The organism is Mesorhizobium dulcispinae (genome assembly GCF_033977345.1).
GTDB classification, from domain to species: Bacteria; Pseudomonadota; Alphaproteobacteria; order Rhizobiales; family Rhizobiaceae; genus Mesorhizobium; species Mesorhizobium dulcispinae.
The window spans coordinates 214,318-235,420 of the sequence record NZ_JAVIIY010000008.1; the positions used below are offsets into that span (position 1 = coordinate 214,318).

The following is a 21,103-nucleotide window of genomic DNA, read 5'->3' on the forward strand; positions in this document are numbered from 1 at the left end:
AGATAGGCCGGCAATCCCATATTGCCGGGGAAAGTTCAATCCAACCCCAAGGGGACACCGCCATGTCTATTCTGCTTGTTACCTCGAGCCCGCGCGGCGCTGCTTCGCACTCGACCCGCGTCGCCACCGATCTGGCCCAGAAGCTGCTTGCCGCCGACCCGTCGGCCAAGCTTGTCGTGCACGATCTCGTCGCCAATCCGCTGCCGCATATCGACCCCGATTATGCGACCGGCATCTACACGCCCGCCGAGGCGCGCAGCCAGCGCCAGGCCGAGGTGGTCGGCGTCTCCGATGCGGTGCTCGACGAAGTGTTCGCGGCCGACACGATCATCCTCGCCACCGGCTTCATCAACTTCAACATCTCCTCGACGTTGAAGTCGTGGATCGACCACGTCGCCCGCTCGGGCAGGACCTTTGCCTACGGCGAGAACGGTCCGAAGGGCCTCGTCACCGGTAAGAAGGTCTATATCGTCCTCGCTTCCGGCGGCATCTACTCTGAAGGCGCCGCGGTGCAGATGGATCACGCCATTCCCTATCTGCGCAGCGTGCTTGGCTTCCTGGGCATGACCGACGTCGAGGTCATCCGCGTCGAGGGCGTCGGCATGGGCGCCGACGCTGTCACCGCCGCGCTCGCCAAGGCGACCGCCAAGGTCGACGCCATCGCTGCCGCGGCCGCCAATGCCGATCAGGTCGCGATCGCCGCGTAACCCCTGCCCTGAAAACTGAAAAGGCAGGCGCAACCAGCGCCTGCCTTTTTGCATGTCAGCCGGTTAAACGCTCCGAAGCGGCAAAACCGCCGCCGCATGATCGTGGCGATCCTGAACGCGGTGCCGATCTGGAACGACTTTTTCTTCCCGCCTGGTCCTGATCACCTCCGACAATTTGAAGACACTGCCGCAAGGGCTGGCCGTGTTCGTCGGCGAAGCAGCACCCACAGGTGCTGTTCACCGGGCTGACACCGGCGGCGCCGCCGACTACGCTGCTCTGTGTCGTGCTGTCGAAGCAGCTCTTTCCGGCATCACCCGGGGCGTCGTCAAATTGCGAAGAGATCAGGGCATCAAAAGTGGCGAACCAGAACAAGATCATCATCACCTGCGCGGTCACGGGCTCGATCCACACCCCGTCAATGTCGCCGCATCTGCCGGTGACGGCGGAAGAGATCGCGACCGCGGCCATCGAGGCGGCCGAGGCCGGCGCTGCGATCGTCCACCTTCATGCCCGCAATCCGGTCGACGGGCGTCCCGACCAGTCGACGGAGGCGTTCGCGCCCTTCCTGCAGGTCATCAAGCAGCGCTCCAACTGCGTCATCAACATCACCACCGGCGGTGCCGCGACCATGAGCGTGGAAGAACGGGTCAAGCCGGCGAAGGTTTTCGCACCCGAGGTCGCTTCGCTCAACATGGGGTCGATGAATTTCGCGCTGTTTCCGATGCTGGAGCGGTTCAAGACCTTCGAGCACGACTGGGAGCGGCCCTATCTCGAAAGCTCGCGCGATCGGATCTTCCGCAACACCTTCGGTGACATCGAGCACATATTGCGCACCTGCGCCGACAACGGCACGCGCTTCGAGATCGAGTGCTATGACATCGGCCATCTCTATACGCTCGCGCATTTCGTCGACCGCGGCCTGGTGAAGGCGCCGTTCTTCGTCCAGAGCGTGTTCGGCATCCTGGGCGGCATCGGCACGCACCCGGAGGACGTCGCCCATATGAAGCGCACCGCCGACCGGCTGTTCGGCAACGACTATCACTGGTCGGTGCTGGGCGCCGGCCGCCATCAGCTGCCGATCGCCACGCAGGCGATCGCACTCGGCGGCAATGTGCGGGTCGGCCTGGAGGACTCGCTATGGATCGGCAAGGGCAAGCTCGCCCGCTCGAGCGCCGAGCAGGTGACCAAGGTCCGCCAGATCATCGAAGGCCTCGGCGCCTCGATCGCCACACCCGACGAGGCGCGCCAGATCCTGCAGCTCAAGGGCGGCGACAAGGTCGCATTCTGATCGGCGCAAAGAGAACCGCGGCGAGGCGGCTACCCAAACATCCTCTCGCCCTGCTCGTCGACGAGCTGGATGCCCTTCTTGATCGAGATGTCGACGGCGTCGTCAAGCCCGGCGAAACGGTCGGCGCGGATGAAACGGTGCTCCTTCATCACGCCGTCCACTTCCTTGGAGACGACGCCGCAGGTCTGGTATTGGCCGTCGGCTTTGTAGGGCGTGGCGCTGATGAGGAATCCCTTGTGCTCGACCTGCTTTGCCGGCTTCGCGCCTCCGAACTCCGTTGCCTCGCCACCGCCGCCGCCGAAAAGACGTTTCAGAAAAGACATTTCAGTATCCTCCAACGGCATTCGTCCTGCATCACATAGCGTGTTGCAGGACGATTTTCACTAAGCATGATCCGGAAAACCGTGCAGCGGTTTTTGCTTCGCTGACCTTCGGTTCGGAAAAGATCAGGCTTTTGCGGCCCTTGGCCGAACGGGCAATAGCCGTTCGGAGCCAGCCGTTGTCCTTAGCGGCGCGACAGCGCCTCGAGCGCCGCGGCGGCGTCCTCCAGGATGCTGATCGCCTCGGCCTGCTTGTCTTCGCTCGCATCGACGATGTCGCCGAGCGCGGCGCGCAGCCGGTGGCGCAGCGCGCGGAAGCGGTCGCGCTTTTCGTGGCGACCGCGCCGGCCGCCGTCCTCGCTGTCGTCGCTCCAGCCGAACCAGTCGCGCGCCTTGGCCATCTTGCGGCCGAAACGCTCCAGGTGATCGAGCACGTGATCGATCATCTCGCGGTTTTCCTCGAGATGCGCCCTGCCCGCCTCGGTGATCGAGAACACCTTCTTGTTGCCTTCGCTGGACGAGACGGCATAGCCGGCCTCCTCGAGGAAAGTCAGCGTCGGATAGACCACGCCCGGGCTCGGGCTGTAGATGCCGCTGGTGCGCTCCTCCAGCGCCTTGATGATGTCGTAGCCGTGCCGCGGCGCCTCGGCCAGCAGCGACAGCGTGATCAGCTTGAGGTCGCCGTCGGCCAGCATGCGGCCGGCGCGGAACATGTCGCCCGGGCCGCCGCGGCCGCCGCCGCGCATGCCGTGGCCGAACGGCCCGAAGCCGCCGCCGCGGCCGCCGAAACGGCCCGCCATGTGCATGAACATGCGCTCGCCGAAATGGCTGCGCCCGGAATGGTTATGTATGTGCATGGATTGCTCCTTGAGTTATGTCTTACGATATATCTTAATTAAGTCGCGACCTTCATGGAGTCAAGATATATCTTACGATGTATCTGAAAGTGCCGCAGCTGGATTGATTTCACGAGAGCCAGCCGCTAGAACGCCTTCGAGGGTCGCCGACCGCTCCGTAAGCGTCTGACGTCAAGCAACGCATCCACCCCGGTCCTTCCGGGCATATGCCGAAAACCGGCAAGAGGATGCCAATGCGACGGACCGACCTTTCGGGAAAATCCTAATGACTGGAAGAAATCGGCGCAGGAAGCTGCCTGCGCGCTATGCCTCTGTCGTCAGCCCGCTGGTGCTGTCGCTTTTGATGACCTTCATCGTCTCCTTCATCTCCACGCTGAAGAGCCTCGGCCTTCACCCCGACCTGCCCGTAATCTGGCTGACCGCCTGGGGCCTGTCCTGGCTGGTGGCGTTTCCGACCTTGCTGCTGGTGCTGCCCGTGGTGCGCCGCATCGTCGGCTGGCTGTGCGAGCCGGCGGCCAGGTGACCGACGCCCGGAAGGGCATGGAGCGCGCTCCATGCTTTTCCGGGCTTTCCTTGGTTGAAGAGCGCCGGCTACCAGCGGCCCTTGCGGCGGTTCCAGGCGTAGAGAAGATCGGCGAAGCGGTCATAGGCAAAGCGCGTCAGCGGCAGCGCGACCGGGTTGCCGAAGAGCGCCGCCAGCCAGCTTTCGCCCGGCGTCATGCGCCAGACCGCGATCGCCACGTCGGCGCCGACCAGCAGCCTGCCCTCGGCATCGGTGGCATGCAGCCGGCGGCGGATGTCCTCCAGCGAAGCGCCGAATGCGGAAAGTGCGGCCGGCTCGAAATTGATGTCGCGGAATTCGACGCGTCCCGCCTTGACCGCCTCGATCAGCCGCCGCTTTTGGCGGCTGATGCCGGCGTCGCAGACCGGGCAGCGCGTATTGTACCAGACTGTCAGGAGCGGCACGGGCATAGCAAGACTATCGGCCGCGCCGCCGCGCTCCGCAACTCCACGCCGGTGCGGATAACAGCGCCCTATCCTAGCGAGCTGATGATCTCGCGATAGGCGAACTCCGGAAAGGCCTTCAGCGTGCGCGTCCGCACACTGCCGCCAGACGACAGCATCAGCGCGAAACGGGCGAGCACCGCATCGTCGGGCGCCTCGACCACGGCCACCATGTCGCACTCGCCCATGGTGAGATAAAACGCCTTGAACGAGCCGCCCATCTCGCCCAGCTGCTTCTTGGCGGCATCGAGCCGCTTCGGCGAATCGCGCACATTCTTGGCACCCTGTTCCGTCCAGTTGATGAGCATGATGTAGGTCGTCATGGCAACACCTCCCTCCGGCGCCACGGAGCACGGCATATGTGCCGGGGCGGGCATCCGGCCTGTCGCCCAGAAATGCATCCGACCCTAAAATTATCCTCCTGTCGGGCGACCCGGGCAAGGCGGCAACAGATGGCTGCAAACGCAAAAAAGGGCGCCAGAGGCACCCTTTTGATTTGCTCGTCGGATTTTTCCGTATCAGCTGTCGAGGAAGCTTCTGAGCTTGCGCGAACGGCTCGGATGCTTGAGCTTGCGCAGCGCCTTGGCCTCGATCTGGCGGATACGCTCGCGGGTGACCGAGAACTGCTGGCCGACCTCTTCCAGCGTGTGGTCGGTGTTCATGCCGATGCCGAAGCGCATGCGCAGAACGCGCTCCTCGCGCGGGGTGAGCGAGGCGAGCACGCGCGTGGTCGTCTCGCGCAGATTGGCCTGGATCGCAGCGTCGATCGGCAGGATCGCCATCTTGTCCTCGATGAAGTCGCCGAGATGCGAATCCTCCTCGTCGCCCACAGGGGTTTCGAGCGAGATCGGCTCCTTGGCGATCTTCAGCACCTTGCGCACTTTTTCGAGCGGCATGGCGAGCTTCTCGGCCAGTTCCTCCGGCGTCGGCTCGCGGCCGATCTCGTGCAGCATCTGGCGCGAGGTGCGCACGATCTTGTTGATCGTCTCGATCATATGCACCGGAATGCGGATGGTGCGCGCCTGGTCGGCGATCGAGCGGGTGATCGCCTGCCGGATCCACCATGTGGCGTAGGTCGAGAACTTGTAGCCGCGGCGGTACTCGAATTTGTCGACCGCCTTCATCAGGCCGATATTGCCTTCCTGGATCAGATCGAGGAACTGCAGGCCGCGGTTGGTGTATTTCTTGGCGATGGAGATGACGAGGCGAAGGTTCGCCTCGACCATTTCCTTCTTGGCGATCGCGGCCTCGCGCTCGCCCTTCTGCACCTGGTTGACGATCTTGCGGAATTCCAGGATCGAGATCGCCGTCTCGGTGGCGAGGCTCTGGATCTCGGCGCGCAGCTCCTTGATCGTGTCCTTCTCGTTCTTGGTGAATTCCTTCCAGCCGCGCGAGGTCAGATTGGCGATCGAGCGTGTCCAGTTCGGATCGAGTTCCGAGCCCTGATATTCCCTGAGGAACTCCTCGCGGCGCACACCGTAGCTTTCGGCGAGCCGAAGCAGCTTGCCCTCGTTCTGCACCAGGCGCTTGTTGATGTCGTAGAGCTGCTCGACCAGCGCCTCGATGCGCGCGGTGTTGAGCGACAGCGACTTCACCGCCTTGATAAGCTGGTCCTTCAGCTCCTTCAGCCGGCGGTCCTGGCTGGGCGAAAGCGTGCCGGCAGCCGCCAGCCGGTTCTCGACCTGCTGGTCCTGCAGCTTGCGCAGCTTCTTATAGGTGTCGGCGATGACGTCGAGCGTCTCCATCACCTGCGGGCGCAGTTCCGCTTCCATCGCGGCGAGTGACAGGCTTGCCTCGTCCTCGTCGTCTTCCTCTTCTTCCAGCCCGCGCGTGTCGCCGCCGACATTGGTGATGTCGTCCTCTTCGTCGCGCGCCGCCGCGCGGCCGCGCGGCTTTTCCTCGGGCTTGGGCGTGTCCTCGACGCGTTCGACGACCGGCGCCTGCTTGGCCTCGGGGCCGGCATAGGTCGCTTCGAGGTCGATGATCTCGCGCAGCAGGATCTTCGATTCGTTGAGCTCGTCGCGCCAGATGATAATCGCCTGGAAGGTCAGCGGGCTTTCGCACAGGCCCGCGATCATCGTCTCGCGGCCGGCCTCGATGCGCTTGGCGATCGCGATTTCGCCCTCGCGCGACAGAAGCTCGACCGAGCCCATCTCGCGCAGATACATGCGCACCGGATCGTCCGTGCGGTCGGTCGGCTCTTTCTTGGTGGTCGTGGTGGCGACGGCGGTGCCGGTCTGCTCGGCAAGCTCGTTGGCGTCTTCCTCAGTATCGGCGCCCGCGTCGCCGCCTTCCGCCTCCTCGCCCTGCTCGTCGTCCTCGACGACGTTGATGCCCATGTCGGAGAGCATGGCCATCGTGTCCTCGATCTGCTCGGAGGTCACTTCCTCCGAAGGCAGCACCGAGTTCAGCTCGTCCATGGTCACATAGCCGCGCTTCTTCGCGGCCTTGATCATCTTCTTGACAGCATCATCGGAAAGGTCGAGCAGAGGGCCATCGGTGGCGCCTTCACGTTCGGTCTCGACCTCTTCCTTTTCCTTTGTCGCCATTCTTTGTCGTCTCCAAGCGGCTGTACATCGAAGCCGCGTAAGCTGCCGGAACCGGTCTACCGGATGCGCTCGCACCAGAACGCTTCTTACCGGGCCAGTAACCGCATCTCTCGTTAAGTCCAGATTAACCCTGGTATCTGTGGCAGGCCTTTTGCCTGTCCAGTCACCAGCACCTCACATCGCTCAAATTTTCCCGCCGCCGCCGGGGCATGGTTAACGTTTCGAATCGTCCTGATTCCGCCAATCTGCCAGAAGGTCAAGCGCCTCTGGCATGATTCGCATGAAAAAAGCGAATCAATTACCCGACTTAGAGGCGTCGATTCGACGCGCCTGCGTATTTCCACTTCATTTTCGGGCCGGTCCGGACCTAAACGCGCCCGGCCCTGCCCGAGGAAACGCCGAACCCTTCGATCAGTGCTTCCGTTGCCTGTACATCGTTGAATTGCGCTTGAATCTCGACGAGATGCCGGAAGTTTTCATCCGAAGGGTCTGCATCGAGCGCCGCCTGCGCCTGTTTCAGCTCTCTATGTAAGGTGCGCGCGCTGCGCTGCAAGTGCAGCGCCTGGTTGAAGGCGTCGCGGGCATCGTCAAGTCCGGCGGTTTCGAGCGCCGGCCACTGCCGCGCCCGCTTGATCAGCGCCACCGCGCGCTCCCAGATGCCGCCGCATCCGGCGCGCTCGATCGTGGCGATCACCGCGTCGCGGTCGTCGGCCGTGTCATGCGCCATGGCATCGAGGATCGCGGCGTGCAGTCGCCTGAGATCCGAGTTGGCAAGGTCGAGGAATTCGACATGCGCGAAATTCTCGTCGATCAGCGGCGGGTGGTTGATCAGCGCCACGATGATCGTCGCCTCGCGCACCGACATGGCCTCGCCCGTCCGCTTGACCAGCGCCGAGCGGCCAAGGCTTTCGGTAATGGCGGTGCGCGCGCCGGCCACGCCCCGGCCAAACGCCCCGCCTGGCGCCGAACCTCTGCCGCGCTCGCCCGGCCGACCATCCTGGCGGACTCCCTGATGAGCTTGCCGCGCCCCGCGCTGCGAGCCGAAAAAGCTCAGGACGCGTTCGCGCATCTCCTGCTGGTAGTGGTAGCGCAGGCTTTCGTCGCGGATGCGGCTGGTGATCTCGCGCAGCGTCTTTTCGAGCTCCGCCCGCCGCTCTGGCGTGTCGAAGACACCGCCGGCCGTCTCGCGCATCCAAAGCAGGTCGGCGAGCGGCCTGGCCTCGGCAAGCACGGCGCGAAATGCGTCCGGTCCGTCGGCCTTGACCAGGTCGTCGGGGTCCTTGCCCTCCGGCAACAGCGCGAAACGCGCCGAGCGTCCGGGCTGGACCGCCGGCAGCGCCAGGTCGGCGGCGCGCCAGGCCGCTTTCAGCCCGGCCTGGTCGCCGTCGAAGCAAAGCACCGGCTCGCCGGCCATGCGCCACAAAAGCTCGAGCTGGTTTTCGGTGAGCGCGGTGCCGAGCGGCGCCACGGCATTCTCGAAGCCGGCCTGCGCCAGCGCGATCACGTCCATGTAGCCTTCGACGGCAATCACCGTGCCGCCCTTCGCCACCGCCTTGCGGGCTCGGGCGAAATTGTAGAGCACGTTGCCCTTGTGGAAGAGCTCCGTCTCCGGCGAATTCATGTATTTGGCCAAGGCGTCCGGCGCCAGCGCCCGGCCGCCGAAGGCGATGATCTTGCCGCGCGAGTCCGGTATGGGAAACATGATGCGGTCGCGGAACCAGTCATAGGAGACGGCAATGTCGTCGCCATGCCGCACCAGCCCGCAGGCCTCGATGTCGGTCTTCGGCACACCCTTGGCGGCGAGGTATTCCTTCAGCGCATTGCGGCTGTCCGGCGCATAGCCGAGCCGGAACGACTGCTGCGTCGCCGGCGTCAGGCCGCGATCGCGCAGATAGGCGCGGGCCTTGGCACCTTCCGGTCCCTGCAGCCGCTCCTGGAAGAAGACGGTCGCCATCTCCATCACGTCGGTCAGGCTGGCGCGTTCCTTCTCGCGCCGCTCCTCCGCGGCGTCGCGCACCGGCATCGGCACGCCGGCCATGTCGGCGATCTTTTCGACCGCCTCGGGAAAGCTCATGCCGTCGAGCTCGGTCAGGAACTTGAAATGATCGCCCGAGACCGAGCAGCCGAAACAATGATAGCGTCCCTTCTTATCCTCGCAGTGGAAGGACGGGCTCTTCTCGCCGTGGAATGGGCAGCAGGCCCAATAGTCGCCGCGCGACGCGTTGGTCTTCTTCCTGTCCCAGCTGACGCGCTGGCCGATCACCGAGGAAATCGGCACGCGGTCGCGGATCTCGTCGAGGAAGGCGGGCGGAAAGCGCATCGGGAAAGCTCGTTTGCCCTCCATATAATCGAGCCGCCCGGGCGCTACGACTCGTTAAAGTTGATCGTACCCGCTTTTCACAGACAAAAAGAAGGCGGCCGCTCGGCCGACCTCCCGGTGTTCGGATCGTTGCCGGATCAGTGCGCGGCGATTGCGCCGAAGATGATGCCGGAGACGATGCTGACCAAAAGGTAATCGTTGCCGACGCGGATCCACTCCTGGCCAGGGCCGGGGCGACGCAGGCCATAGCGGTTCCAGTCGCGCACCGCCCGATGGCGCTTCCAGTTCGAATATTTCTGGCCGTTGCGCCAATGGCTGCGCTTCACCACGACCTTTTTCTTCACGACACGCTTCTCGACATGCCGGCCCGGCCTCTGCCAGTCGACCTGGGTCAAGTTCGACTGCGGTGCGCTCGGCTGAACGAGCGGCGCGGCCTGGCCGGAAAAGGCCGAGGCGGCCAGCATCGAGGCGGTGACGGCGGAAAGTATGAGACGCTTCATGGTCGGTGCTCCTTGGTTGTCGATAGGCTAGGAAATAATCGGAACCGCATGAACTGAAACTGAACGATCGGATTACAATTCTGTAATGATTTCCGAAGCTTATATTAGCTTCTTCAACAATTTCAACGAAACGGGCCAGCCATCGGCCCGGCGCCCGCGCGCTATTTGCCGCCTGCTCCATGCTCGGCATGCAACCAATATGCCTTCCATCCATTTCCGACACGCGCCGTCGCGTGCCGAACGTTGACGAAATCGGGCAAAATTTATTATCCGGCTAACGTAACTTGCTTTATTCTTGGCCCTTGAAATGCTTGTGATTCGCGCCCTTTCCCGCTTCTTTGCTGCCTCGTCGCGGGGCCAGGCATGAGCGGTTCCGTCGTCCTTCTGCACCTTGCCGGCGCGGTGGCGCTGATGCTGTTTGCCACCCGTATGGTGAAGACAGGCGTCGAGCGCGCTTATGGCGACGTGTTGCGCCACAGGCTGCGCGCCACCATGCGCAATCCGCTGATGGCGGTGCTGGCCGGTTGCGGTCTCGCGATCGCCCTGCAAAGCTCCACCGCCGTCACGCTCCTGGTCGGCTCCTTCGCCGGCGCCGGTATTGTATCGGGCGCCGCCGGGCAGCTTGCCGTGCGCGGCGCCGAGATCGGCTCCGCCCTGGTGGTCAAGCTGCTGACCTTCGACCTGTCGCTCCTGGTGCCGGTCTGCCTCGTCGCCGGTACCTTCATGTTCATGGCCACCGAGAGGCGTGACTGGCGCCAGTTCGGCCGCATCCTGGTCGGCATCGGGCTGTTGCTGCTGTCGCTGGAGATGATCGGCCAGGCCTCGGAACCGTTGCGCCAGAGCACGCTGATGCCGATGATCGTCAACTATTTCTCCGGCGACTTCGTCACCGCCTATCTGCTGGCCGCGCTGATCACCTGGCTGTTCCATTCCTCCATCGCCGCGGTGCTGTTGCTGGTGACGCTGGCCGGCCGCGGTTTCATCCCTCCGGAACTCGGCATCGTGCTGGTGCTCGGCGTCAATCTCGGCTCCTCGATCATCGCGCCGCTGCTGACCCGCAATGCCGATCCGGGCGTGCGCGTGGTGCCCGTCGGCAACCTTCTGATGCGCGGCATGGGTTCGCTGGTCATGCTGATCCTGTTCATGACGCTGAAGCCGCCGGTCGGCTTTCTCGGCGCGACCGGGCCGGACCAGATCGTCAACGCCCATATCCTGTTCAACGTGATCATCCTGCTGGCCGGCCTGCCGCTCGCCGGCCTCGTCTACCGCGCGTCCGAAAAGATCGTCGCCTTGGGCGTGAAGCCTGCGCCGGCGACCAGGCTAGATGTCGTCGAGCTTTCCGCGCTGAACGAGAGCGCGCTCGACACGCCGAGTCAGGCGCTGGCCAACGCTACGCGCGAGGTGGTGCGGGTCTGCGAGACGGTCGAGATCATGCTGAAGCGCATCATCGAGCTCTATGAGAGCGCCGACAGCGACAAGATCAAGGCGCTTGCCGCGCTCGACGACCGCGTCGACCAGAAGCACGCGGCGATCAAGCTCTATCTGGCCAAGGTCACCAAGAACCCCTTGAGCGAAGACGAGGCGCTGCGCTGCCAGGAACTGATCGGCGCCTGCGTCAAGCTGGAGCAGGTCGGCGACATCATCGTGCGCAACATGCTGGTGCATGTCAGGAAAAAGCTGGAGCGCGGACTTGAGTTCACGCCCGAGGGCTGGCGCGAGCTTTTCGCCTTCCATGCCTCGGTGCTTGCCAATGCGCGGCTTGCCTTTAATGTGCTCGTCTCGCGCGACCCCGAAACAGCCCGCCAGCTGGTGCTGGAGAAGGATTTGTTGCGCGAGCGCGAGAAAGAGACCAGCGCCAGCCACTTCGTGCGGCTGCGCGACGGCACGGCCAAGAGCGTCGAGACCAGTTCGATCCACCTCGACACCATCCGCGACCTCAAGCAGATCAATTCACTGCTTGCTTCCATGGCCTACCCGGTGCTGGAGGAGCGCGGCCTGCTCGGCAGCTCGCGGCTGAAGGCGAGCTAGGCATCGATCGACACGGCGCGTCGCCCCCGGACAAAATTAGTCTTTGCTCATCTTTGCATACGTCGGCTAAGGAACAGCTGAGGCCAACGGGAGGATGATTTAGTCGATGGACACCCATTCGCGCAGCTTCATCAAGGCGCTTTCCTGGCGCGCCACCGGCACGGTCGATACGATGATCATCTCGCTCGTCGTGACCGGCAGCGTCAAGCTCGCTGCAGCCATCGGCGGGACTGAAGTCGTCACCAAGTCTCTGCTCTTTTACCTTCATGAGCGAGCATGGCTGAAAATTCCTTACGGCCTGGACAAGAAGTCGGCCTCGCCATCCGCTACCGATGCAGAGCTAAATCCGGTCAAGAAAAGCTAAAGCGGCGTCGACAATTTCTGCATTGCCCGCAGCGTCCATCCATGGTTTGAGGCCAGCTCATTCAGGATCGCTTTCCGCGCCATGCTGCCCCTCATTGCCCTGTTCATTGCCGCCTTCGCTTTCGGCACGACTGAATTCGTCATCGCCGGCGTGCTGCCGGAGGTGGCCGAAGGCCTCGGCGTCTCCGTGCCCACCGCCGGCTATCTCGTCTCCGGCTATGCCTGCGGCATCGCCATTGGCGGTCCGCTTTTGGCGCTGGCCACCAGCAGGGTCTCGCGCAAGGCGCTTCTCATCGGGCTGACGATCGCCTTCACCCTTGGCCAGGCCGCCTGCGCGCTGGCCCCCGATTTCGCCTCGATGCTTCTGCTGCGCATTGCGACCGCCGTGGCGCATGGCTGCTATTTCGGCGTTGCCATGGTGGTCGCGGTCGGCCTGGTGCGCGACGACCAGCGCGGTCGGGCGGTGGCGGTCATCCTCTCGGGACTGACGGTCTCCAATGTCATCGGCGTGCCGGCCGGCACCTCAATCGGCGGCCTCTGGGGCTGGCGGGCGACGTTCTGGGTAATGTGCGCGCTGGGTGTCGTCGCGATCGCCGCCATGCTGGCGCTGCTGCCGCGCGCGGCAGGCGCGGCCAACCGGCCTGCCGGCCTTGCGCGCGAAGTGCGCGTGCTCGGCCGCCAGCAGGTCTGGACCTCGCTCATCCTGATGCTGATGCTGATGATCGGCCAGTTTGGCCTGTTCACCTACATCACCCCGACGCTGCTCGAAGTCACCGGCCTCGACGAAAGCCTGATCCCCTTTGTGCTGCTGCTCAACGGCGTCGGCGCCACGATCGGCGTTCTTCTGGGCGGCAAGCTCGCCGACTGGAAGCTGATGCCCTCGCTGATCACCATGCTCTTCCTGCAGGCGGTCATGCTGGCCGTTATCTATGCCGTCAGCCCCTACCCGGTGCCGATGATCGTCGCGATCGTCATCTGGGGCGGCCTCAACTTCGCCATCGGCGCACCGATCCAGACCCGCATCCTGGCCTGGACCGCCGACGCCTCGAACCTGGCTTCCTCGCTCATCCCGTCTGGCTTCAACGTCGGCATCGCGCTCGCAGCGTCGCTGGGTGCGGCGATGCTCAATGCCGGTTTGGGCTATCGCAGCCTGCCGGTCGCCGGAGCGCTCGCCATGCTGGTGGCCGTGGTGGTTGCGCTCGCCTCGCAGACCTGGGAATGGCGCAGCCGCGCAACGCCGCCGCTGCCGGCGGCGGCCGAATAACAGGCCGCGCTCCGCTTTGTCGGCTTGAGCCTCAGACCTGTGGGCGCGAAGATCCCGGGCCGCCGGAAAGGATCGACCGCAAGCCGAGCAACCCCTCCTCCAGCCTTTCCCGGCTGGATGCCGCGCCCAGTGCCAGGCGCAGGCCGTCGGCAACGCCGGGCGCGACAGAAAACTCCTCGGCCGGACTGATCGCCAATCCGCGGCGCCGGGCCACATCGGCAAGCTCTGAAGAACGCGGCCGCTCGCCAAGCGGATACCAGAGATGCAGGCTCGATTCCGCCGGCGCGAACCCTGCCGACAGGATCTCGCGCGCGATCTTCTGCCTGGCCTCCGCTTCGGCACGCACCGCGGCCGTGATCTCGCCGGCCAAGCCGCTTCGCACCCATTCGCAGGCAAGACCTGTCATCAGCGGCGGCGCCATCATCGTGGTGCCCCGGATTGCCGCCGCAATCCGCTCGATGGCTTCAGCATTGGGCGCGGCAAGGAAGGCGGTGCGCAGGAAAGGCGAAACGCATTTCGCCAATGTCGCGACATGAAAGGTTCGCTCCGGCGCCAGGCTGAGGAAGGCTGGCGGGGAGGAGGTCTGCAGTGGACTGTAGGGATCGTCTTCGACGATCATGAGGCCGAGCTTGCCCGCCATCCTTGCCAGTTCCCGGCGCCGGCCCTCAGGCATGGTGAGCGCGGTCGGATTGTGCAGCGTCGGGTTGAGATAGAGGACGCGGGCGCCGTGCCGTCGCACCGCTTCCTCCAAATGGTCGGGACGCATGCCGTCATCGTCACGACCGACGGCGGCGAGCTTTCGCCCCGTGGCTCCTGCCAGCGCGATCAGGCCGGGATATGTCAGCGCGTCGCTGAGGATGGTGTCGCCCTCGCGGGTTTGCGACAGCAGCACGGCCGCAAGCAGCGCCTGCGCCCCCGAGCCGACAGCCACGCGCTCGACCGGCAGCCTGTCGCCGGTTGCGGCAAGCCATGACGAGCCGGCGGCGCGTTCGGCGGGCGAGCCCGGACCGGGATGGTAGGAAAGCAGAGCTTCCGCGCTGGAACGTTTGAGCAGTCCCTCGATGCCGCTCCGGATCAATACCGGCAGGCTGAGGCCCAACGGCGCCGGCGGAATGTTCATGCTCAGATCTAGGATCGGCTCTTCCGGCTCGCCGGGCGTGACGAAGGTGCCGCGACCGGCCGTTGCATCGATCAGGTTCCTGCGGCGGGCCTCGGTGAAGGCCCTGGTAACCGTGGTCAGATCCACGCCAAGGAAGCGGGCAAGTTCGCGCTGCGGCGGCAGCCTGTCGCCCGGCTGCAGTCGGCCGCTCGAGCGGGCAGCCGCAAGCGCGTCGACAATTCTGAGATAGATCGGCTGAGGGCCTTCCCCCAAGGGAGAAAGCCAGCCGAGGTCACTCTCGCCGTTCATGCCGTCGTTCTCCATACATTTTGTCGCATTGTATGCATACAATCATGATACTAGTATGTATGTGTGACCTCAAGGCCGATCGAATGCCATACGAGGTCCCTGGAGCGACAACCATGCAAGATCACGCGCACTATCCCCACCTCGAACCTTGGCGGGTCGGTATCCGTGGCCGCTGCCCGCGCTGCGGAGAAGGCCGGCTGTTCGAAGGCTTTCTGAAGCTGGCGCCGAAATGCGATGTCTGCGGGCTCGACTATTCCTTTGCCGACCCGGCGGACGGCCCCGCCTTCTTCGTCATCTGCTTTGCCTGTGTGCCTTCCGTGCTGTTCGCCGTCTGGGCGCAAGTGACCTTCGAGCCGTCCATGTGGTTCCACGCCTTCGTGTCGATCCCCATAATTCTGGCGACCTGCATTCCACCACTCAGGCCGCTCAAGGGCTGGCTCGTCGCGAGCCAGTTCTACTACAAGGCCGCGGAGGGAAGACTGGCCAAGCCCGGCGAATAGGCGCTTCGGGCCCTGTTGCTCGTGAACGGATCTAAAGGTCGATCCGGTACTTGAGGCTCTCGTCGCCGCCATAGGCGGCGATCTTGGCGAACGGCCCGACGAGAATGCCGCCATTGGCGAGCACCACCTTCTGGGACGCAAGATTGTCGAGGTCCGTGGTGATCTCGACATAGTCGAGGCCCACCGCCCTTGCCTCGTCGAGCATCAGCCGCAGCGCCTCGGTGGCGTAGCCGCGCCCCGCCTTCCACGGCACAACGGCATAGCCGATATGGCCGAGCACGTGCGGCGGCAGCGCCGACGTGCCCTTTTGCCAGCGAAGCCCGATCGAGCCGGCAACCTCGCCGTCCCAGATCCAGCGCCGGAACCCAGGCAGGCGCGGCGCCGTCGTGCCGTCCGGCAAGGCGATGCGCGGCCCCTTGGCTTCGGGATCGTCCAGGCTGGCGAGAAAGGCGACGGGATCTTCCGCGATGGCCGCGAGCTGCTCGCGCGTCGCCTCCAACAGCCGGACATTGTCCGGCGACCAGCCGCGCTCCAGCGCCGCCTTGTAGGACGGCAGATGTTCGAGCGCGGGCCTGACGATTTCGACCATGACGTATTCCGGTTGAACAAGAAGTGTTTCGCCGATTGGCAACAGGCCTTTTATGATCGGCGCAGGTGATTCACCGCAAGAGACTGGGAACACTTCGAGAGGGGAAATAATCCGGTGCGGTTGAGATCTGTTCCGCTGGGTGTCGCTGTTTTCTGCCTCCTCGCCTTTGCCGTCGCGCTGACGATGTCGGCCCGATCTTTCGCGGCGTTGCGGTCCTCGAGCATTCCGGCCTGGCTGCAGGCCCATGTCGGCGAAGGCGACGGTCAGATCGCTCAGGTGGTCCTGGAACGAGCGCGTGCGCTTTACCTGAAGAAGGTGAGCGAAGGTTCCGTGAAAAATCCCTGCTACTTCGCCATGGACGCGACGCGTCCCGGCGATTTGGGCAACAGCGTGTTGGGGCGCCGCTATTACATCATCTGCGAGGCCGAGCACTCGTTTCGCGCGGTCTCGGCCGGCCACGGCGGCGGCCGCAACCTGAAGGGCGTCGCGGATTTTTCCAACGGCAGGCGTTGCGCCAGGAACTTCGGCAACGCGATGGATTCGGAACTGACGGCCGGCGGCGCCTACATGACCGCCGAGGCCAAAACGTCGTTCAAGGGTTATTATCGCGTCGGCGCGAAGCAGAACGCGGTTTTCATGCGCACTTTCGTGCAGTTCGATGGCGAAGGCGAAGCCGCCAACGCCAGGCAGCGCGTGATCGGCGGGCATCCGGCAGCGTTGCTGAGGGGAATGTGCCTTCGCAAAAGCCCGAACAGCTCATACGCCGACCACGATGGCTACGTGCCCTTTGGCAAGCTGGTGAACTATGCCGGCGGCCGCAGCAATGGCTGCACCAGCTGGTCGCCGACGGATGCCGAGCTGATCATCCCGATGGTGAAGGACAATCCGACGACGCTCTACATCTATCCGGAGTCGGGCGACATTGCCGCAGTAGCGCGTTCCGTGGCGGCCAGACAACAGGCGTCAGGCACCGGACCGTACTGGAATGCATCCTGCCTGAAGGAGATCGGCTCGCCGAAATTCTGGCCGAAGAAGAAGCTGGAGCCGATCATCGCGCGATATAAGAACGATCACCCGTTGCCGCCGCCGCAACCGGTGCCGATCTGCAAGGATCCGTGAGATTTCACGCGGCTGCCTGGAGCGGCAATCCCTACTGAAGCGATCCCTTGACGATGGCGCTTTGGCTCGGCGAGGTCCATCCGGCCGTTACGGCCTGCGCCCGTTCGCTCGCAAACATCGTCAGGCACCATTCCGATCGGAGCTCGTCGTACCGCAGGATGTAGAGCGCGCCATCGCTGCCTTTGACCTTGCAATAGCGGTAATCGGCGCCAAACCATTGGTCGATCATCTCGAAAACGTCCACCTGGTCGCCGTTGAGGCTGAACCTCCGGGGCACGTCGATATCGCCGTCTTGCCGGGTTTCGACCTTGATCCGCATGTGCGCCTCCGCACTTTGACAGGCTGATCGCTGCCTCTTCACCTAGGCACTCACCCGCCCTCCTGCCACCCTGACCGGATCGGACGGGCCTCATCGTCGGCGAAAGAACGGGCAACGACGATCTACAGCACCTGCTCCAGAAATGCCTTCGTCCGCGCCTCTCGCGGGTATCTCCTCCGGTGAGCCGTGTTCCACGATGGCGCCTTGATCGGCGAAATAGATGCGGTTGGCGATTTCGCGCGCGAAGCGGCTTTTTCCATCGCGCCGTTCATGTCGGGATTGGCCGGGCAGCGCTCGATCGTCGCGCCGTGGAGGCGGTCGAGCAGCACATTGCCGTTTTCCTTGTAGTCGAAATCGGTCTTGCCGGTTCGGTCCTCCAGCAACAGGTGGCAGGCCATGCCGAGCTTGGCGGCGGCGGCCGCGGTCCGCCGCGCGTGATTGATTGGGTCGCGCCCCGCGTCATGACGGTCTCGGCGCCTTCGGCCAGTGCTTCGGCCATCAGAAAACGCGTCCTCCGTCATGGCAGGGAAATGCCGCAACGCGGCTTGAAGCGGGCTTGGGTGCCCGCCTTACATGGGTCTCGCTGCGGGTGCGGCAAGAATGCCTGCTGCAGTCCTCCTACTGCAGCAGGCCCTTGACGATGGCGCTTGCCTTGGCGAAGTCCATCTGGCCGGCATATTTCTGCTTGAGCGCGCCGATGACCTTGCCCATGTCCTTCTGGCTGGCCGCGCCTGTCGCGGCGATCGCCTCCCGCGCTGCCGCCGTGATTTCCGCATCGCCGAGCTGCGTCGGCAGGAACTCGCGGATGATCTCCATCTCGCCGCGCTCCTGAGCGGCCAGTTCCGGCCGCTTGCCGTCCTCGAAAGCCTTGGCCGATTCCTCGCGCTGCTTCACCATCTTGGCGAGGATCTGCAGGATTTCCTCCTCGCTCGCCGCCGGCTTGCCGGCGCCGCGATTGGCGATATCGCGATCATGGATGGCGGCCTGGATCAGCCTGAGCGTCGGCAGCCGGTGCTTGTCCTGCGCCTTCATCGCGCTCTTCATGGATTCGGCGATTTTCTCGCGCATCGTGCTTCTCCTTCGAACGCGGCGGACAATAGCTTTGCCGGACGCGCAAGGCAAATCTCGGCAAACTATTGATATTGCTTGACGAAATAAATCGATTCCGTTCGCGGCAAGCGTCATTGACCGCTTTGGCGCCTTCCCCTATGTACTGAGCCTCGCATGAACTGAAAATCTGGCTGCGCGCAGGCTCGCGAATTCGCCGCCGCGCGCTGTTTGCTGCGCGGATCGTCCCGCAAACGGGATGATCTGGAAGCAGCCTCTAGGAGTGCCGCCATGGCCACGATCACCGCCCCCTGGGCCACCGAAAAGCCGACCGCCCTTCTGGTGCTTGCCGACGGCACGGTGATCGAGGGCCGCGGTCTCGGCGCCACCGGATCGGCTGTCGCAGAAGTCTGCTTCAACACCGCGCTCACCGGCTACGAGGAAATCCTCACCGATCCCTCCTATGCCGGCCAGATCGTCACCTTCACCTTCCCGCATATCGGCAATGTCGGCACCAACAGCGAGGATATCGAAGACCTCAATCCTGCGGCGCGCGCAGGTGCCGTCGGCGCGATTTTCAAGGCCAATGTCACCGACCCGTCCAACTACCGGGCGGCCGGTCATCTTGATCAGTGGCTGAAGAAGCGCGGCATCGTCGCGCTTTCCGGAATCGATACTCGCGCTCTCACAGTGCTGATCCGCGAGAAAGGCATGCCCAACGCCGTTATCGCCCACGCACCCGACGGCGTCTTCGACCTCGACGACCTGAAGCGCCGCGCGGCCGCCTGGTCGGGTCTGATCGGCCTCGACCTCGCCAAGGAAGTCACCTCGGGCCAGTCCTCGGTCTGGCGCGAAACGCCCTGGGCCTGGAACAAGGGTTTTGACGAGCAGGGCGAGCCGTCGCTGCACGTGGTGGCGATCGACTACGGCGTCAAGCGCAACATCCTGCGCCTGCTCGCTGGCCTCGGCGCCAAGGTCACCGTCGTGCCGGCCAAGACCGGCGCGGAAGAGATCCTGGCCATGCAGCCGGACGGCATCTTCCTTTCCAACGGTCCGGGCGATCCGGAAGCGACCGGCGAATATGCCGTGCCGGTCATCCAGGATCTCCTGAAGACTGATATCCCCGTGTTCGGCATCTGCCTCGGTCACCAGATGCTGGCGCTGGCGCTCGGCGGCAGGACCGAGAAGATGCATCAGGGCCACCATGGCGCCAACCATCCGGTGAAGGACCACACGACCGGCAAGGTCGAGATCGTCTCGATGAACCATGGTTTCGCCGTTGACGCGGACTCACTGCCGGAAGGCGTCGAGGAGACCCATGTGTCGCTCTTCGACGGATCGAATTGCGGCATCGCCTTGACCGGCCGTCCGGTGTTCTCGGTCCAGCATCATCCCGAGGCCTCGCCCGGCCCGCAGGATTCGCACTATCTCTTCCGCCGCTTCGTCAATCTCATCCGCGAGCGGCGCGGCGAGCCGGCGCTGGCCGAACGCGCCTGACCAACAGAACACGCCTCAAGCCGCGTCGGTCACCGCACCCTCAGCATGCATGCGCTCGACTTCCTTCGGCGTCGGCTTGGCCACTTTCGTCACGAAGACGACAACCGCCAGAGTGAGGAAAACAGCGCCGAGCACATAGGGCGCCCCGCCGAATGCAACCGGCGCGCTCGGCCCGGTGAACCAGGAGAAGATCGCCGTATAGAGCAGCGGCGTGATGATCGAGGTGATCGAGAAGATCGAGGTCATCGCGCCCTGCAGTTCGCCCTGCGCCGAAGGCGGCACCTTGGCGGCGGCAAGGCTCCTCAGCGGCGGATCGGCGAGCGCTTCCAGGCAGCCGGCGACGATCACCGCGTAGATCATCCAGCCCTGCGTCGCGAACGCATAGCCGAAGGCGCTGAGCGCAGTGAAGGTCAGGCCGATCGCCGCCGTCTTCCACTCGCCGAGCTTGGGGATGACCCGCGGCAGCACCGTTGCCATGATGATGGCGCCGCACAGGCCGAAGGCGCCGAGCGAGAAGCCGATCTGCTGCTCGTTCCAGCCATAGCGGTAGTTCGAGACGAAGGACCAGACCGCCGGATACATCATGTGGCCGAGCGTCATCAGGAAGAAGACGAGCCCGATCCAGCCGATGCCGGGATAGTTGCGCATCTGGATGAGCGTGCCGACCGGATTGGCGCGCTTCCACTCGAAGCGACGGCGATGCTTTTCGTCCAGCGTCTCCGGCAGCAGCAACATCGCGATCAGGAAGTTCACTAAGGCAAGCCCGGCGGCAAAGTAGAACGGCACGCGCGGCCCGAACGTGCCGAGCAGGCCGCCGAGCACCGGACCGATGACGAAGCCGACGCCGAAAGCGATGCCGAGCAGGCCGAAATTCTTGGCCCTGTTCTCGTCGTTCGAAATGTCGGCGATGAAGGCCGATGTCGTCGAATAGCTGGCGCCGGAAATGCCGGCGAGCACGCGGCCGATGAACAGCATCGGGTAGGACCAGGCGATGGCGCAGATCAGGTTGTCGATGGAAAAGGTGAGCACAGAGGCGAGCAGGATCGGCCGCCGCCCGAAACGGTCGCTCAAGCCGCCGATGACCGGCCCGAAGAAGAACTGCATCGCCGCATAGACGAAGAACAGCCAGCCGCCCTCGATCGCCGCCTCGCTGACGCCGACGCCGGTCAGTTCCTGCAGATAGGCCGGCAGCACCGGCATGATGATGCCGAAGCCGATGACGTCGAGCAAAAGCGTGGTGAAAACGAGCGCAAGGCCCCGCTTGGCGGTCTTGGGGTCGATCATGATGGTGTCAAGCTCCTCGGCCGCCCGGGGGCAAGGACGGATGCACCTTATAGGCGAGCTTGCCGCCCGGAACAATAAGCGAACGGCCGCAACTGCCTCATCCTGACATCAGTTGCTGGCAACGATGCGGAAAGACGG

At 64.2% G+C, this 21,103-nt stretch carries 23 protein-coding genes; 9 read left to right on the forward strand and 14 right to left on the reverse strand.

Annotation, left to right across the window (positions count from 1 at the left end; translation table 11 throughout):
* Positions 1-62 precede the first annotated feature (62 nt).
* The gene (locus RFN30_RS19045) at positions 63-707 is read left to right on the forward strand and encodes an FMN-dependent NADH-azoreductase (protein ID WP_320263621.1); all 645 of its coding nucleotides are present in this window, start codon (positions 63-65) and stop codon (positions 705-707) included.
* Between the two features lie 55 nt (positions 708-762).
* On the opposite strand, the gene RFN30_RS19050 is transcribed toward RFN30_RS19045, so the two are convergent.
* The gene (locus tag RFN30_RS19050) at positions 763-1,104 is read right to left on the reverse strand and encodes a hypothetical protein (RefSeq protein WP_320263622.1); all 342 of its coding nucleotides are present in this window, start codon (positions 1,102-1,104) and stop codon (positions 763-765) included.
* Here RFN30_RS19050 and kce point away from each other — a divergent pair.
* A complete protein-coding gene (kce, locus tag RFN30_RS19055) occupies positions 1,064-1,996 on the forward strand; it encodes a 3,5-dioxohexanoate:acetyl-CoA acetone transferase (RefSeq protein WP_320263623.1) in 933 nt (310 codons plus the stop codon). The two genes, RFN30_RS19050 and kce, sit on opposite strands and share 41 nt — an antisense overlap.
* Before the next feature lie 29 nt (positions 1,997-2,025).
* On the opposite strand, the gene RFN30_RS19060 is transcribed toward kce, so the two are convergent.
* The gene (locus RFN30_RS19060) at positions 2,026-2,319 is read right to left on the reverse strand and encodes an HlyU family transcriptional regulator (protein WP_320263624.1); all 294 of its coding nucleotides are present in this window, start codon (positions 2,317-2,319) and stop codon (positions 2,026-2,028) included.
* A 182-nt stretch (positions 2,320-2,501) separates the two neighbouring features.
* The gene (locus RFN30_RS19065; RefSeq protein ID WP_320263625.1) at positions 2,502-3,173 is read right to left on the reverse strand and encodes a PadR family transcriptional regulator; all 672 of its coding nucleotides are present in this window, start codon (positions 3,171-3,173) and stop codon (positions 2,502-2,504) included.
* Between the two features lie 265 nt (positions 3,174-3,438).
* Between RFN30_RS19065 and RFN30_RS19070 the strand changes: the two genes are divergently transcribed.
* The gene (locus RFN30_RS19070; RefSeq protein ID WP_320263626.1) at positions 3,439-3,696 is read left to right on the forward strand and encodes a DUF2798 domain-containing protein; all 258 of its coding nucleotides are present in this window, start codon (positions 3,439-3,441) and stop codon (positions 3,694-3,696) included.
* Between the two features lie 68 nt (positions 3,697-3,764).
* On the opposite strand, the gene RFN30_RS19075 is transcribed toward RFN30_RS19070, so the two are convergent.
* The 5 genes from RFN30_RS19075 to RFN30_RS19095 all read right to left on the reverse strand — a co-directional run bounded on the left by RFN30_RS19075 (position 3,765) and on the right by RFN30_RS19095 (position 9,547).
* Positions 3,765-4,145, reverse strand: a complete 381-nt coding sequence (locus tag RFN30_RS19075) for a thiol-disulfide oxidoreductase DCC family protein (protein WP_320263627.1) — start codon at positions 4,143-4,145, stop codon at positions 3,765-3,767.
* 62 nt (positions 4,146-4,207) lie between these two features.
* Positions 4,208-4,501 carry a GYD domain-containing protein gene (locus RFN30_RS19080; protein ID WP_320263628.1) on the reverse strand — a complete coding sequence of 98 codons (294 nt, stop codon included), beginning with the start codon at positions 4,499-4,501 and terminating at the stop codon, positions 4,208-4,210.
* A 195-nt stretch (positions 4,502-4,696) separates the two neighbouring features.
* Positions 4,697-6,727 carry an RNA polymerase sigma factor RpoD gene (gene rpoD / locus RFN30_RS19085; protein WP_320263629.1) on the reverse strand — a complete coding sequence of 677 codons (2,031 nt, stop codon included), beginning with the start codon at positions 6,725-6,727 and terminating at the stop codon, positions 4,697-4,699.
* 367 nt (positions 6,728-7,094) lie between these two features.
* Complete coding sequence (dnaG, locus tag RFN30_RS19090) at positions 7,095-9,047, reverse strand: DNA primase (RefSeq protein WP_320263630.1); 1,953 nt, start codon at positions 9,045-9,047, stop codon at positions 7,095-7,097.
* Between the two features lie 137 nt (positions 9,048-9,184).
* On the reverse strand, positions 9,185-9,547 hold the full coding sequence (locus RFN30_RS19095) for an RcnB family protein (RefSeq protein WP_320263631.1): 363 nt from the start codon (positions 9,545-9,547) through the stop codon (positions 9,185-9,187).
* A 363-nt stretch (positions 9,548-9,910) separates the two neighbouring features.
* Between RFN30_RS19095 and RFN30_RS19100 the strand changes: the two genes are divergently transcribed.
* The 3 genes from RFN30_RS19100 to RFN30_RS19110 all read left to right on the forward strand — a co-directional run bounded on the left by RFN30_RS19100 (position 9,911) and on the right by RFN30_RS19110 (position 13,202).
* Positions 9,911-11,575: a Na/Pi cotransporter family protein gene (locus tag RFN30_RS19100; RefSeq protein WP_320263632.1), complete on the forward strand. Its 1,665-nt coding sequence runs from the start codon at positions 9,911-9,913 to the stop codon at positions 11,573-11,575.
* A gap of 106 nt (positions 11,576-11,681) precedes the next feature.
* The gene (locus tag RFN30_RS19105) at positions 11,682-11,939 is read left to right on the forward strand and encodes a DUF2061 domain-containing protein (protein WP_320263633.1); all 258 of its coding nucleotides are present in this window, start codon (positions 11,682-11,684) and stop codon (positions 11,937-11,939) included.
* A gap of 81 nt (positions 11,940-12,020) precedes the next feature.
* Entirely contained in the window at positions 12,021-13,202 is a 1,182-nt protein-coding gene (locus RFN30_RS19110) for an MFS transporter (RefSeq protein ID WP_320263634.1), read from the forward strand.
* Positions 13,203-13,233: 31 nt separating this feature from the next.
* On the opposite strand, the gene RFN30_RS19115 is transcribed toward RFN30_RS19110, so the two are convergent.
* Positions 13,234-14,610 carry an aminotransferase-like domain-containing protein gene (locus RFN30_RS19115; protein WP_320263635.1) on the reverse strand — a complete coding sequence of 459 codons (1,377 nt, stop codon included), beginning with the start codon at positions 14,608-14,610 and terminating at the stop codon, positions 13,234-13,236.
* Positions 14,611-14,723: 113 nt separating this feature from the next.
* Here RFN30_RS19115 and RFN30_RS19120 point away from each other — a divergent pair, with 113 nt between their 5' ends.
* On the forward strand, positions 14,724-15,110 hold the full coding sequence (locus RFN30_RS19120; RefSeq protein WP_320263636.1) for a DUF983 domain-containing protein: 387 nt from the start codon (positions 14,724-14,726) through the stop codon (positions 15,108-15,110).
* Positions 15,111-15,141: 31 nt separating this feature from the next.
* Here RFN30_RS19120 and RFN30_RS19125 read toward each other — a convergent pair whose 3' ends face one another.
* Positions 15,142-15,699: a GNAT family N-acetyltransferase gene (locus RFN30_RS19125; RefSeq protein ID WP_320263637.1), complete on the reverse strand. Its 558-nt coding sequence runs from the start codon at positions 15,697-15,699 to the stop codon at positions 15,142-15,144.
* A gap of 114 nt (positions 15,700-15,813) precedes the next feature.
* On the opposite strand from RFN30_RS19125, the gene RFN30_RS19130 reads away from it, so the two are divergent.
* Positions 15,814-16,818 (forward strand): hypothetical protein, encoded by a 1,005-nt coding sequence (locus tag RFN30_RS19130; RefSeq protein WP_320263638.1) that lies wholly within the window; start codon positions 15,814-15,816, stop codon positions 16,816-16,818.
* 31 nt (positions 16,819-16,849) lie between these two features.
* Here the strand turns inward: RFN30_RS19130 and RFN30_RS19135 are convergent, their stop codons facing one another.
* The 3 genes from RFN30_RS19135 to RFN30_RS19145 all read right to left on the reverse strand — a co-directional run bounded on the left by RFN30_RS19135 (position 16,850) and on the right by RFN30_RS19145 (position 18,205).
* Positions 16,850-17,137: a hypothetical protein gene (locus RFN30_RS19135; RefSeq protein WP_320263639.1), complete on the reverse strand. Its 288-nt coding sequence runs from the start codon at positions 17,135-17,137 to the stop codon at positions 16,850-16,852.
* Positions 17,138-17,259: 122 nt separating this feature from the next.
* Positions 17,260-17,658, reverse strand: coding sequence for a PALP domain-containing protein (locus RFN30_RS19140; RefSeq protein ID WP_320263640.1), 399 nt, complete (start codon positions 17,656-17,658; stop codon positions 17,260-17,262).
* Between the two features lie 97 nt (positions 17,659-17,755).
* Positions 17,756-18,205 carry a GatB/YqeY domain-containing protein gene (locus RFN30_RS19145; RefSeq protein ID WP_320263641.1) on the reverse strand — a complete coding sequence of 150 codons (450 nt, stop codon included), beginning with the start codon at positions 18,203-18,205 and terminating at the stop codon, positions 17,756-17,758.
* A 270-nt stretch (positions 18,206-18,475) separates the two neighbouring features.
* On the opposite strand from RFN30_RS19145, the gene carA reads away from it, so the two are divergent.
* Positions 18,476-19,681 (forward strand): glutamine-hydrolyzing carbamoyl-phosphate synthase small subunit, encoded by a 1,206-nt coding sequence (gene carA / locus RFN30_RS19150; protein ID WP_320263642.1) that lies wholly within the window; start codon positions 18,476-18,478, stop codon positions 19,679-19,681.
* Positions 19,682-19,696: 15 nt separating this feature from the next.
* On the opposite strand, the gene RFN30_RS19155 is transcribed toward carA, so the two are convergent.
* Positions 19,697-20,965, reverse strand: a complete 1,269-nt coding sequence (locus RFN30_RS19155) for a TCR/Tet family MFS transporter (RefSeq protein WP_320263643.1) — start codon at positions 20,963-20,965, stop codon at positions 19,697-19,699.
* Between the last annotated feature and the right edge of the window lie 138 nt (positions 20,966-21,103).

Excerpts from the sequence above, each read along its gene's own strand:
- RFN30_RS19045 (WP_320263621.1), top strand. The coding sequence starts at position 63 with ATGTCTATTCTGCTTGTTACCTCGAGCCCGCGCGGCGCTGCTTCGCAC.
- RFN30_RS19060 (WP_320263624.1), bottom strand. The coding sequence starts at position 2,319 with ATGTCTTTTCTGAAACGTCTTTTCGGCGGCGGCGGTGGCGAGGCAACG.
- RFN30_RS19065 (WP_320263625.1), bottom strand. The coding sequence starts at position 3,173 with ATGCACATACATAACCATTCCGGGCGCAGCCATTTCGGCGAGCGCATG.
- RFN30_RS19070 (WP_320263626.1), top strand. The coding sequence starts at position 3,439 with ATGACTGGAAGAAATCGGCGCAGGAAGCTGCCTGCGCGCTATGCCTCT.
- RFN30_RS19075 (WP_320263627.1), bottom strand. The coding sequence starts at position 4,145 with ATGCCCGTGCCGCTCCTGACAGTCTGGTACAATACGCGCTGCCCGGTC.
- RFN30_RS19080 (WP_320263628.1), bottom strand. The coding sequence starts at position 4,501 with ATGACGACCTACATCATGCTCATCAACTGGACGGAACAGGGTGCCAAG.
- rpoD (WP_320263629.1), bottom strand. The coding sequence starts at position 6,727 with ATGGCGACAAAGGAAAAGGAAGAGGTCGAGACCGAACGTGAAGGCGCC.
- dnaG (WP_320263630.1), bottom strand. The coding sequence starts at position 9,047 with ATGCGCTTTCCGCCCGCCTTCCTCGACGAGATCCGCGACCGCGTGCCG.
- RFN30_RS19095 (WP_320263631.1), bottom strand. The coding sequence starts at position 9,547 with ATGAAGCGTCTCATACTTTCCGCCGTCACCGCCTCGATGCTGGCCGCC.
- RFN30_RS19100 (WP_320263632.1), top strand. The coding sequence starts at position 9,911 with ATGAGCGGTTCCGTCGTCCTTCTGCACCTTGCCGGCGCGGTGGCGCTG.
- RFN30_RS19105 (WP_320263633.1), top strand. The coding sequence starts at position 11,682 with ATGGACACCCATTCGCGCAGCTTCATCAAGGCGCTTTCCTGGCGCGCC.
- RFN30_RS19110 (WP_320263634.1), top strand. The coding sequence starts at position 12,021 with ATGCTGCCCCTCATTGCCCTGTTCATTGCCGCCTTCGCTTTCGGCACG.
- RFN30_RS19115 (WP_320263635.1), bottom strand. The coding sequence starts at position 14,610 with ATGAACGGCGAGAGTGACCTCGGCTGGCTTTCTCCCTTGGGGGAAGGC.
- RFN30_RS19120 (WP_320263636.1), top strand. The coding sequence starts at position 14,724 with ATGCAAGATCACGCGCACTATCCCCACCTCGAACCTTGGCGGGTCGGT.
- RFN30_RS19125 (WP_320263637.1), bottom strand. The coding sequence starts at position 15,699 with ATGGTCGAAATCGTCAGGCCCGCGCTCGAACATCTGCCGTCCTACAAG.
- RFN30_RS19135 (WP_320263639.1), bottom strand. The coding sequence starts at position 17,137 with ATGCGGATCAAGGTCGAAACCCGGCAAGACGGCGATATCGACGTGCCC.
- RFN30_RS19140 (WP_320263640.1), bottom strand. The coding sequence starts at position 17,658 with ATGACGGAGGACGCGTTTTCTGATGGCCGAAGCACTGGCCGAAGGCGC.
- RFN30_RS19145 (WP_320263641.1), bottom strand. The coding sequence starts at position 18,205 with ATGCGCGAGAAAATCGCCGAATCCATGAAGAGCGCGATGAAGGCGCAG.
- carA (WP_320263642.1), top strand. The coding sequence starts at position 18,476 with ATGGCCACGATCACCGCCCCCTGGGCCACCGAAAAGCCGACCGCCCTT.
- RFN30_RS19155 (WP_320263643.1), bottom strand. The coding sequence starts at position 20,965 with ATGATCGACCCCAAGACCGCCAAGCGGGGCCTTGCGCTCGTTTTCACC.